A 12,366-nucleotide genomic window follows, 5' to 3' on the forward strand; every position below is an offset into this window, starting at 1 on the left:
GAATGGGACTGTCCAGACTGTGGGACTCACCATGACCGAGATATTAACGCCAGTAAAAACATTTTGGCCGCAGGGCTTGCGGTGTCAGTCTGTAGAGCGACCATAAGACCAGAACAGAGTAAAACTGGGGCGGCAGGTGCGAAAAATCCTTCGGGACCCCAAGCAGAAACCTAAATCGTGAGGTTTGGGAATCGCCGTCCGTTTTACGGCGGTGAGGATGTCAACGGTGGCGTTACCATTAAGAGTTAAGTAGCCTTTTTCCTGAGCTAATCCAATGTGATCGGGGTTATTATCGACGATAATAAAGGATTGGGCTGTTTTTGCCAATTTAGTCGTTAGAATGCGTCCTATACGCCCAAAAACGCAGATTATGACGTGATTTTCTAGGGATTCCATCTCTTTATTCATCTGGCGATCGCTAAAAGCTTTGTTAATTTCTCCCTCGGTGAGCATCTGAAAAAAACCTCCCACCACATAAACGGTCGAGGTTGTCCCACAGACGATAACTAACATGGTAAAAGCTCTCAGACTGGGAGTGTTAATCGGTTTAACTTCCCCGAAACCTACTCCAAATATGGTGATTATCACCATATTAACGGCATCGAGAAAACTCCAACCGTAGGCCATATAACCGATAGTTGCTCCGACTACCGTAGCGATAAAAAAACTCGCCCCGATGATAATCCTTTTCAGTGAACTTTGCATCGATTTCCGTGACCTGACCATCTAGCTATCAGCTTACAGCAGAATTTATACTAAATCCGTTGAGCATAATGCTACTTATAAGGACAGGCACTCATGCAAAAGGGGGGATAAATAATCAGTTTTTAATAACCGGATTTAGTATAACGGAAGATTTTTGCAGGAGAGCTTTTTAACTGGCTGTTAACTTAGTCATAACTTGGATACTGTACAATCCCTATGTCAAGTGTCCGTAATAAAATTTAACCTAATCAAGGTCTGAGTATCAGTTTTGACTTTATTACTGAAAATATGAGTATTTCTCGCCGTAATTTCCTCACCTTTTTAACTGCCACTGCTGGTGTCTCTTTTTTCAGTCTGCAAGAGAAAAAATATTCCTCTCTGATTAGCAGTCCTGCGATCGCTGCCCATAGTTTCGGGTTAAACTTTGCTGCAGTCAAACTGCCGATTCCCTTAAAAATTGACGGCATGAGCGATGAAAGCCAAAAAAGTGCCTATCAAACCTATAAAGTCCTAGATGATCTCGTTCTTCCTCAAGGATTCACCTATGATGTGCTGGCCCAGTGGGGAGATAAAGTGGGTGATTCCCGTTTCGGTTATAACAATGATTATCTATCTTTTATCGAAACCAGTCCGGGTCAAGGTTATCTAACCGTTAATTTTGAATATATCAGTGGTCGTACTTGGCTACAAACCTTTGAACAAGTGATTGGTAAAACCCTACCCGTCAAGGAAGTACGGGAAAAAACCAACGAAAAGGGTGAAATTGCCGCCTATCGCCTGCAAGATGCCAGCTTAAAGGCAAAAATCGAGGAAATATCCCTAGAAGGCTTAATTGATCAGGGAATTGGCGTAATTTCCCTGGCTAAAGATCAAACGGGAAAATGGCAACGTACCTATAGTAAAGCCGATCGCCGCATTACCGGTATCTCTGGACTAAAGGACGGTCAATACCTGAAAGCGACCGGTCCTGCTGTAGCAATTTTTACCAAAACCGATAAACTTGGCTACGATGACGGATTAGGGGCAAAAATTATCGGAACGTTGCAAAATTGCGCCGGGGGAACAACGCCTTGGGGGACTGTATTTAGTGCCGAGGAGAACTTTCAAGACCAAGTGACGGAGGTAGTGTTAAAAGATGGTTCCCCTTTGCATCCCGATACTACCCCCTTTATTCTCAATAGTTCGGAAGTGGATGGCCGGGGTAACGTCTTCGGGTTAGCGGGAAATAAATACGGTTGGATGGTGGAGGTGGATCCGTCCAATCCCGACGATTATGGCACAAAACACACTTGGTTAGGGCGTTTTCGCCATGAAGCGGTCGCTTTTCTCGCTCAAACGGGGCAACCCTTGGCGGTTTATTCAGGATGCGATCGCAGAGGCGGTCATGTCTATAAATTCGTTTCGGAGGGCAAAATTAGCGATATTAAGCAGAAAAATAACTCAAAACTCCTAGAAAAAGGGATGCTCTACGGGGCCAAATTCAACCCCGATAAAACCGGTTATTGGATACCCTTAAATCCCGACACGGAGATAAATCCCGTCCTACCGAGTCAAATAGCCGCTAGTCGCGGGGATGGGGTGGTAGCCTTGCCGAATCCCGAAAGAACGGTCAATGATACTAAATTACTGCTATTTAAGGACGATGAGGAGATTCTGTCCTACAAAGCTAAATATAAGACCCTCGCAGACCTGTATGAAGGTAATGGGACGGAAAAACAGGGGGCAATTCTCATCGATGCTCATTTTGCCGCTAACGCCGTTGGGGTCACTTGTACTGGTCGCCCGGAAGATACGGAAGTGGATGAGAATGGCACTTTATATATGACCTTTACCTCTGGTAGTCCCAGTGAAGCGGAGGGAGGAGCCGATAAGGAAATATTTAAGGGGCCAAATGGCGAAATACCCTACGAATTTGGTTGGATTATCAGCTTAAGGGAAGATAATAACGACGCTGCTTCCTTAAGTTTTCGTTGGGATGTGGTCGCTTATGGAGGGGAACCGACAGAGAAAGGTGAGGGTTTTTCTAATCCCGATAACCTCGCTTTCGATAAACAGGGAAATCTCTGGATGGTTAGCGATATTTCTACGGGTGGGTTAAATCGAGAGATGAAAACTCGTTATCCCCAAGGGATCCCGGTTAGTCAACGGGATTTATTGGGGATTTTTGGCAATAATAGCGCTTGGGTGTTTGCCAAGGGTCAAGAGCATCCCTATCCTTTTGCTATCGCTCCCATGGATGCGGAATTAACGGGATTGTACTTTACTCCCGACCAAGAGACGTTATTTTTGGCAGTACAACATCCGGGGGAAGCGGGGGGAATTCGTCGGGATTTGGCCTTTGAAAACCGCAAATTTGCCCTTAAAACCACTAATGGGCAGGAATTTGAACAAATGCGACAAGTACCACTAGGGTCGAATTGGCCCAGTGGTCAAGTTAATCAACCTCCCCGGCCAGCAGTGGTGGCAATTCGCCGAATCGACTCAAAATCTGGATAATACATTTGTTTTAGATGATTGGTTTCCTTTCCGGATTTCCGAAAAACAAAAAAGGGGTCTTAGCCCCTTTTTCCGGATTAGTTAGTTATTTTTTCGGCGATAACATCATCATCATGTTACGACCTTCTTTTTTTGGTGCTTGCTGTACCTCAGCCACATCCTGTAAATCTTTGGCCATGCGCGCCAGTAATTCTTCCGCTAGGTTAGAGTGTTGAATTTCCCGGCCTCGGAAGGTAATCGTCGCTTTTACCTTATCTCCCGCTTTTAAAAAACGTTGCGCTTGGTTGACTCGCACGTTGTAGTCATGCTCATCGATTTTATAGCGCATTTTAACTTCTTTTATATCGGCTGTATGCTGTTTTTTCTTGGCTTCGCGGGCTTTTTTCTCCTGTTCAAACTTGTATTTGCCATAGTCCATAATCCGGCAAACGGGAGGACTTGCCGTTTCACTGACAAGGACTAGATCAAGTTCCTTTTCTTCGGCCACGCGTAAAGCTTCGGCAGGAGTAATAATTCCTAGTTGAGAGCCGTCGCTATCGATAACGCGGATTTCGGGAAAGCGGATTCTTTCGTTAATTTGGGGGAGATCGCGAGTAGTGCGTCTTTTATCTATCACAGGCGTTCTGGGTTATCTCTATTCTGGTTAGTTAATCGGTTGGAGTTTACAAAATGATTTACTTGCTATTCTACCTACTCGATCGAGTTTCTTGGCCAATTGTTAAGTTTTCTTGCAATGTTAATTTTTAGCCGCCGGTCTTCAGCCCCCGGCCGTCAGCCAGATAAGCTGTTGTGTATAGGCCTTTTCAGACTAAGACCCTATACTCTCAGGAATCGATCTGTAAGGTGCGTTCCCCCTCGTTGCAGCAGGGAACGCACCCGACAAAATCTGCGGCATCGCACTACCTCTGTAAACCAATGTCTAGATTATAGTGGGACAGTATCGGGCGACAGTTGAGAAGATTATCCAGTATGGTTAAATATTGCGCTGATGTTTTAATATTACCTATCGCCTAAAACTATGATTACTTATATTAAAATTCATGGCTTTAAATCCTTTCATAATTTTGAAATGGTATTCACGCCGCTTACTGTAGTTGCTGGGGTTAATGCTTCTGGTAAGAGTAATTTATTTGATGCTTTGCAATTGTTGGCGCGGCTGGCAGAAGTGGATCTGAAGACGGCTTTTAGCGAGCAACGAGGACATCCTAGCGAACTTTTTACCCAGTATGATGAGGACGACTACGCCACGGAAATGGAATTTATAGTTGAAATGTTAGTCAATCGCAAGGTAAAAGATAATTGGGGTGGGGAAGTCGAGCTTAAATATACAAGATTACGCTATCAATTAAAAATTAAACGAGAGTCTAATATAAGTGGATTTGAAAACTTGTATATTGTTGATGAACGTTTAGAAAATTTAAAGCACAATGAAGATAATTGGGTAAAAAATTATATTCCCAAGACAGTATTGGAAACTTGGCGACCAAAAGTAACGGGTAGGAGAGCCATTCCTTATATTAAGACTGAAGATATTAATGGTATTGCTACCATTGTTGTACATCAAGATGGTCAACAAGGGAATAAAAAAGTATTTCCCGCAAAAAACGCATCACAAACTGTTTTAAGCAGCATTAATACCATAGATTTTAGACATATATTAGCCGCCAAACAAGAAATGCTGAGTTGGAAGTTTATGCAGCTTAATCCCGAAGATCTGCGAGAACCTACTCGTCAAGATATGGGCATCAGAGATACAATAACAGCAAGCGGAAAGAATTTAGCCGCTGCTTTATTTCGCATCAAACAAGATGATGAATATACCCTCACAGCAATTTCCCGTGATCTCAATAATCTGCTACCGAATTTTACAGAAGTTAATGTTTATGATGACAAAGCAAATCGACAATTTATTATCAAGGTAAAAGGTGATGATGGTCGGGAGTTTTCTTCGAGAGTGCTTTCCGAAGGAACCCTACGTTTATTAACATTATGTGTCCTGCAATACGACCGACAACACACAGGATTACTGTGTTTTGAAGAGCCAGAAAATGGCATCCATCCTTTTCGTATTGAAGCAATGGCAAAATTATTAAAAGAGCTAACTGTCGATTTTGAAGATACTGAAATGCCTTTACGCCAAGTAATAGTGAACACTCATTCTCCGGTTCTAGTGAGTCAATTAATTAATTGGCAAGATGATAAAAATGTCAGCATTTGGCTTTCTCAACTTACCAATCGAATATCCACTATTGAAGGGAAGCGAATTAAGATGAAAAGCAGTAATTTTCACCCTGTTATCAAAGAGAATAAAAAGCAATTAACCTTATTTTTCTCCGAAAATGAGGCCAAGCTAACTCTCTCGGAAGTTGTCGAATATCTAAAAACTGCTGATGCTGAAAGTGCGATTAAAAATATTAAAAATCAACAAAACCAATTAATGTAAATCAATTAAGATGGCAAAAAAAATCAAACAAATAATTATTGCCTTAGCTACAGAAGGCAGTTACGATCATAGATTTTTACCGAATATTATTCAGCGCACTTTCGAGAGAGTTGCTTTTGACGGTCAACAAGAAATAGAAATTTTTGAACCAATTTGTCTTCCACAAATCTCTGGCGAAAATATCCGAGAAAAAGCTAAAAAATACGCAATTCAAGCGGTGGAGAAGGGAGCAATGGTTTTGTGCTTCCATGCAGACGCAGATGATAAAACAGATGAAAACGCATTTAAGGAAAGAATTAATCCGGCTTTTAATGCTATTAAATCAGACGAGCGAGACTTATGCAAAAATTTAGTTGCTATCGTTCCAATACAAATGACTGAAGCCTGGATATTAGCAGACAAAGAATTACTAAAAAAAGAATTGTGTACAAATAAAAGTGATAGTGAGTTAGCAATCGATAAAGAGCCAGAATCTTTTAGCAATCCGAAAGAAACGATTAAAAATGCCATCAATAAAGCCAGAGAAGGTATAACTAAACGGTATCGAAATAAACTAAAACTTGAGGATTTATATTCACCGCTTGGTACAAAAATCCCATTGTCGAAATTAGAATCCTTGTCTTCCTACAAAAAATTTGAAAAGGCAGTACGAGATATTTTTCCACAATTAACGAAAGTCAACAATATAGAGGATAATCCTGATCAAACGTGAATAGGACCTTGCTAATAGCATTTTTCTAAAGTAATGGCAGAGATGGTTAATTGCCTTCACCCCCAACCCTTCTCCCAAAAAGGGAGAAAGGAGTAGAATGTCTGCCACGAATAAAGAAAAATGGCATAAGGTGCGTTCCCTGTCGTCGATTAGTTGCTTAGTCGGATTTGCAGCAAGAAACGGCATTGCTGAATCAAGGCATGAATGGCAACTGTGCAGGTTCCCGTGCAAAAGTTAGTTTGGCTCTAGGTTTTAAAAATACCAGAAAAGAAGATTCATATCTCAAATCAGCAACGCCGATTCCTCTACACCTATTTTTTATACTAACTATTGATTAGGCGACTTACCATCTCTACCATTCCATATATGTTTAAATTTTTAATCTCTTCCTGAATTTGATCGATTGAACTTTGAGAATCATCACTACAGTAAGCCAATTGAACTTTCTTTCCCTGCGGATCGGTTAATACGGTTAATAGGGTGATCAAGTCTCGATCGCTCGACACCTGATAATCTATATAGATGCCTTTTCTATCTTTGGTGGGAGTGAATTTACATAAATAATAGTTATCCTGTTCACGTTTGTCCGATGCTTGTCTAGCCAACAAGTTTTCGATTAACAAACAATCGGATTCTTTATGTTGCTCGTCGTGAATATAATTTATTTTGCTTAAATCCGCTTTACTGTAAGTCTTGGAAACATAAGGATAAAGCTCCGCTTTCAAATTATACTGGATAGGTAAAATAATAAATCCTTTCTCCGCTTCCTCGTTGATCGCCTTTCGAGGAATATCGGCATTATAGGGAGTTAATAGGATAGCTTGTAATTTATATTTGAGTTTCCTGGTGACATGATCGGCAATTTCTTGTTTTAAAATATCTCTAAAAGTTGTAATTTGTTCGATACCTGTACTCGTGGAATTTTTATTAGTTCCCTTCATCTCGATAATCGTCAGCAGAAGTAAGCCATTCTGAATAAAAAGAGATAAATAATCAGGTCTTTTCTGATTTTGATCTCTAACGAGAGGATCCTCCCGACGATCAGTTTTAAATAAAATACAAACGGAATCTTTTTCTGGCTTGGTAATCCGAAAGCTGACACCGCTTTCGGGTGGAGCGATCCGATCGGGTACGGTACAGAAAATAAGCAGATTTTCTAAAAAGTTAAATTTTTGCCAATCGAGTTTATTCTTCTTCTGAGGAACATCCTTCTTCGGTTTCTTGGTTTTGTTGTCCTGCTTCATAAATTGCAAAAAACTTTTGTTGAATCTCAACTGATACATCGCTGAGAGTATCCCAACGAATACCGTATTCAGGGTCGTGTAAAGAAAGTAATTGATTATTTTTCATTTCATAGGCGCTAACCTGTTCCATTTTAAGAAAAGCTCGGCTATCTTGCAGATAAAGCAATTTAGCTTGTTCGGCTAAAAGTTGTGGATTTTGGTGATTACCATTAACGATATTGTTAAGATGAGCCATCAAATAGGGGCTATGAGTCGTCAATAAAATTCTAACTCCTAAATTTACTAAAATCGCTAAAGATTCTAACAATTTTACCTGAGATTCTGGATGTAAGTTCATTTCAGGCTCATCGATCACCAGAAAATCCCCCGATTTTGCTCGATAGCGCAAATAGAGTAAAAGCGGGGCTAATTGTTTAATAGACGAGGAAGCATTATAAAGATCGATCTCTAAACTTCTTTTTACCGAAACTTTAATTTCTCTGCCTCCAATTTTAGTCTTTTTAAAGATTGTTTTATTGTTATTTTGAATATACTTTTCAATTTGATCAGCTAATTTTTGAAAATCATTTTTGTTTTTGGCAATGGGATCGGGCTTATTTTCTAGTTCTATGTCAGTTAAAAAATCTAAAAAATCCTCTACTGGTTGAGGATAGCGAATATCTCCCTGTTCTTTCAGTAACTCTAACTGTCTATCTCGATTAATACGTCTATTAATACGTCCTTGTGTCAATAGCTCTCTCTGATTCCCTTTAAGTAGCTTATATCTTCTATTGCCCAGCATTTTATAGGTATTTATAAAAGCGTTTCTTTCGGCGGGTAAAGGAAGTGCGTCGGAAAATGAAAATTTTACAACAGCAGCAACAAAATTAAGAAAAACTATGTCTTTATAATTATTAATTTTATCTTCCTTTTCTTGATAAAATAAAATCTCATTATTGTTCTCGCTTCGCTCGATTTTCTTGATTCCAAGTGAAGCTAATGACCCGCGATATTCAATTGTATCCGCTAAAACTTTTTCTATAGCTGTTTTAATATCATCTTCGGAAATTTCGATACTGAATTTCGTTTTTTCAAAAATCTTGCCGCTAGAATCTTGGAAAAAAGATTGTAGTTTTATCCCGCTAAATTCAGATGCGGACTTTTGAACAATTTCGGATATAACATCATAAAAATGTCGGTCTATTTTTAAAGACCAATGATCGGCTTGATTTGTAAATTCTATTTTTTCTAAAATTTCACTAGAAAAATAAAAGCTGTCAAGCTGATTAATCCATAACCCATAAATCGAGTAGGCGATATAAGTTTTATTAGAATTATTCGGGCCAATAATAACGGTTAGAGGCCGAAGATCCACTTCTGCCTCTTTAATACTACCTAAATTCCAGAGTTTGATTTTCATCATAAAAACGAACACTCCGAATACAGACCCTTATTTTACCCGATTCGTACTCGCTTGCGCCGATTCTTTAGTTTTATCTTCAAACGCAACCATGATTGAGAAACGAATAGCGATCGCTTTCTGAGAAAAGATCGATCGCCAACCGACAATCCAAAACGCTGTCATTACCTTTCTAAAGCAACAAGCTAGTGGTTAGCTGATCACTGAAAGCTCCTTAAATATCTAACCTTTGGTAGATGCTATTAAGATGATTTAAGTGCTGCTGGGGATCAAAGCAACTTTCGATCTCGTCGGGGGATAAAATAGCGGTAACTCGCTCATCTTGGCTGATAAAAGCTTTAAAATTGCCGTTATCGGTGTTCCAAGCGCGATGGGCGTTTTCTTGGACGATTTTATAGGCAGATTCCCGGCTAATTCCCTTACTCACCAAAGTTAAAAGAACTCTTTGACTGAAAATCACGCCACCGTAAACATTCATATTTCGCTTCATGTTTTCGGGATACACCAGCAGATTTTTGACTAAATCGGTGATTTCCTTGAGCATAAAGTGGGTCAAAATGCAAACATCCGGCAGCATCACCCGTTCTACGGAACTATGGGAAATATCTCTTTCGTGCCAGAGGGCGATATTTTCTAAGGCGGAAACGCTATGACTACGGATAATTCTCGCCATTCCCGTTAAGCGTTCTGAGCGGATGGGATTACGTTTATGGGGCATAGCGGAGGAGCCTTTTTGTCCTTTGGAAAAGTATTCTTCCACTTCTAGGACATCGGTTCTTTGCAGGTTGCGAATCTCCACAGCAAAACGTTCGATCGAAGCCGCTAATAAGGCTAATTGTTGCACATAATCGGCGTGTCGATCGCGGGAGATCACTTGAGTGGAAGCGGTATCCGGTTCTAATCCTAACTTCTGACAGGTTAACGCCTCAATTTTCGGGTCAATATTGGCATAGGTTCCCACTGCACCAGATATTTTACCGATGGCGATGTCTTGGCGCAAGCGAATTAAACGATCGCGTCCTCGCAGCACTTCCGCTAACCATCCCGCTAGTTTAAAGCCAAAGGTGATCGGTTCGGCGTGAATGCCGTGGGAACGTCCTACCATGACTGTATAACGGTGTTCTTGGGCGCGATAGCGCAGGGCTTGAATAAAATCTTCTAATTGTTCTAAAATCAGGTTTAAACTGGCGACTAATTGTAAGGACAGGGCGGTATCTAGTACATCGGAACTGGTTAAACCCAAATGAATATAACGCCCCGGCTCGCCCACATATTCGTTAACATTTGTTAAAAAGGCGATGACATCGTGGCGCACTTCTGCTTCTATTTCTAAAATGCGATCGGGATCAAAATTAGCTTTTGCCTTAATTTCTTCTACTGCATCCCCCGGAATATAGCCTAATTCTGCCTGCGCTTCACAGACGGCTATCTCTACCTCTAGCCATGTTTGATATTTATATCTATCCGTCCACAAATTCCCCATCGCAGGGAGAGTATAACGCTCGATCACTATTAATTCTTCCAAGACAACCGTTTAATTGTATCGGATCGGGGCAAGTCTGGGAATAGGCAGGGGGCAGCGGGGAGCTTTGTTTTCCCCACTCCCTTTTTTCCGGGTAGTGATTCGGTAGTAGCGGTGAACTATCTTGCTTAATTTAGCCTGAATCGAACCCCTACCCCCTTGCTTCAACCCATGCTCGCATTTTACCCGGATTGTTCAATCCGTAGGGATCGACGAGTTTTTTAAATTCTAGTTGTAGCGGATTAATCTGTCTGCTGCCGCCATCTTCCATGATATAAGTGTGAGGATTGGCAATAGCTGCCCCCTGTTGTTCATAGATAGCAATAATCTCATTTAATCGAGTTTCTGTGGTAAATTCTAGCAAGGGAAGACCGGCGGGAATAACTTTACCTTGAAATTTCAAAAATTCTAGGTGCATCATTATTTCCTCACCAAAATAATTATAGAGTTTCTCTACCGTAGCTAGATTAAAATAAAAAGCTTGTAGATAAGTTATCTTGGGGTTAAAACTACGCGCATGGAGAGTGGTATGATTCCAAGTAAATTCTAAGATACTATGGCCTTTTTGGGTTTCTTCTGGCGTTTTATAGTAAGTAAGTTCACCATTATATTCTTTAATTAAAGACTCTAATGCGACTCGATCGCCCGCCGATACTATTAACAAAACTGCCGCTTTTCCTGTGGTTAAATAATCCTTAAGAGCAGTAAAATAAGCGGGAATTGGCCAAGAGTGAACACTAACCATTTTCTTGACGATACCATCACTATCACTAAGAGCTTGACCGAATTTAGCGGCGGTGAGAAAATCGGCAAAAGTAACGATAAATTCTGCCCAAGGATAACAGGGAGCGAGGGCTATTTCTAACTCGGTAATAATGCCATTTGTTCCGTAGCCATGATTGACTTTTTCTACCTCATCCCCCCGTAGTTCGATAATTTTTGGTTCCGCTTCTAGGGTGACTAATTGCACTGCTTGCAGATTGCCTCTATCCTTCAATTGTCCATAATTAATTGAACCCATGCCCACACTGCCACCCCCGATAAAACCGCCAATTGTCGCCGTCCGATAGGTAGAGGGAGCCATTCTTAATTCCCAACCGATTGCGCGAGCTTGTTTATCAAAAAATGCCATTTTTACCCCCGCTTCTACCCGGGCTGTACCCGGTTCGATCGAGATAATTTTTGTTAGTTTGCTTGTATCTAAAATTACTCCTCCCTGCAAGGGAACACATTGACCATAATTACCTGTACCCGCACCTCTAACTGTTAAAGGAATTTGGTATTTAACGCAGGTTTTAGCGATGTCAATAACCTCTTGGCTATTGTGGGGACGAATGACTAAATCAGCCCGTTTATCTTGCAGTTGTGCTTCTAAAATGGGACTAAAATGATAATAATCTAAGGAAAGTTTCGCCACTTGTCCCGGATCGGTGATAATTTCCAGATGGGCAAGTTCTTGAATGAGATTTTGACAGTTAGATTTCATGGCTAGGTAGGGTTTGCTGAAAAAGTTTGTTGGTGGGGTTAGGAGACAGGAGATAGGATTCAGGATTCAGGATTCAGGAGTCAGGAGACAGGATTCAGGAGTCAGGAGTCAGGAGTCAGGAGTCAGGAGTCAGGATTCAGGATTCAGGAGATTATTTTTATTTATTCCCCCCACACCCCACACCCTACACCCCACACCCTACACCCCACACCCCACACCCTACACCCTACACCCCACACCCTACACCCCACACCCTACACCCTACACCCTACACCCTTCACCCCACACCCTACACCCCACACCCTTCACCCTACACCCTTCACCCCACACCCCAATCAGCGATCGCCCCATAAGGAAAA

9 protein-coding genes and 2 pseudogenes are annotated in these 12,366 nt (G+C 41.1%); 4 read left to right on the forward strand and 7 right to left on the reverse strand.

Translation table 11 applies throughout. The features are described from left to right. A pseudogene (locus IM477_RS11400) lies at window positions 1–181 on the forward strand (zinc ribbon domain-containing protein); the annotation flags it as partial. 44 nt (window positions 182–225) lie between these two features. On the opposite strand, the pseudogene IM477_RS11405 reads toward IM477_RS11400, so the two are convergent. Then, window positions 226–705: pseudogene (locus IM477_RS11405) on the reverse strand (ion channel); the annotation flags it as partial. A gap of 288 nt (window positions 706–993) precedes the next feature. Between IM477_RS11405 and IM477_RS11410 the strand changes: the two are divergent. After that, window positions 994–3,201, forward strand: coding sequence for a PhoX family protein (locus IM477_RS11410; protein WP_287731789.1), 2,208 nt, complete (start codon window positions 994–996; stop codon window positions 3,199–3,201). Between the two features lie 85 nt (window positions 3,202–3,286). Here the strand turns inward: IM477_RS11410 and infC are convergent, their stop codons facing one another. Further along, on the reverse strand, window positions 3,287–3,817 hold the full coding sequence (gene infC / locus IM477_RS11415) for a translation initiation factor IF-3 (RefSeq protein WP_002797889.1): 531 nt from the start codon (window positions 3,815–3,817) through the stop codon (window positions 3,287–3,289). A gap of 402 nt (window positions 3,818–4,219) precedes the next feature. Here infC and IM477_RS11420 point away from each other — a divergent pair, with 402 nt between their 5' ends. Together IM477_RS11420 and IM477_RS11425 are read left to right on the forward strand one after the other, a co-directional pair. Beyond that, on the forward strand, window positions 4,220–5,644 hold the full coding sequence (locus IM477_RS11420) for an AAA family ATPase (protein WP_287731790.1): 1,425 nt from the start codon (window positions 4,220–4,222) through the stop codon (window positions 5,642–5,644). 10 nt (window positions 5,645–5,654) lie between these two features. Continuing rightward, on the forward strand, window positions 5,655–6,356 hold the full coding sequence (locus IM477_RS11425; protein ID WP_287731791.1) for a DUF4276 family protein: 702 nt from the start codon (window positions 5,655–5,657) through the stop codon (window positions 6,354–6,356). 323 nt (window positions 6,357–6,679) lie between these two features. Here the strand turns inward: IM477_RS11425 and IM477_RS11430 are convergent, their stop codons facing one another. From IM477_RS11430 to IM477_RS11450, 5 genes are all read right to left on the reverse strand, one after another. Continuing rightward, the gene (locus tag IM477_RS11430; protein ID WP_287731792.1) at window positions 6,680–7,600 is read right to left on the reverse strand and encodes a hypothetical protein; all 921 of its coding nucleotides are present in this window, start codon (window positions 7,598–7,600) and stop codon (window positions 6,680–6,682) included. Continuing rightward, window positions 7,542–9,002, reverse strand: coding sequence for an AAA family ATPase (locus IM477_RS11435; protein ID WP_287731793.1), 1,461 nt, complete (start codon window positions 9,000–9,002; stop codon window positions 7,542–7,544). Before IM477_RS11435 ends, IM477_RS11430 begins: the two co-directional genes overlap by 59 nt. Before the next feature lie 27 nt (window positions 9,003–9,029). Continuing rightward, window positions 9,030–9,164, reverse strand: coding sequence for a hypothetical protein (locus IM477_RS11440; RefSeq protein WP_256377576.1), 135 nt, complete (start codon window positions 9,162–9,164; stop codon window positions 9,030–9,032). 49 nt (window positions 9,165–9,213) lie between these two features. Continuing rightward, window positions 9,214–10,509, reverse strand: coding sequence for an adenylosuccinate lyase (purB, locus tag IM477_RS11445; RefSeq protein WP_002735353.1), 1,296 nt, complete (start codon window positions 10,507–10,509; stop codon window positions 9,214–9,216). A 163-nt stretch (window positions 10,510–10,672) separates the two neighbouring features. Further along, entirely contained in the window at window positions 10,673–12,007 is a 1,335-nt protein-coding gene (locus IM477_RS11450) for an FAD-binding oxidoreductase (protein ID WP_287731794.1), read from the reverse strand. Window positions 12,008–12,366 lie beyond the last annotated feature (359 nt).

Origin of the sequence: Microcystis sp. M090S1 (assembly GCF_020246295.1) — a bacterium.
GTDB lineage: Bacteria > Cyanobacteriota > Cyanobacteriia > Cyanobacteriales > Microcystaceae > Microcystis > Microcystis aeruginosa.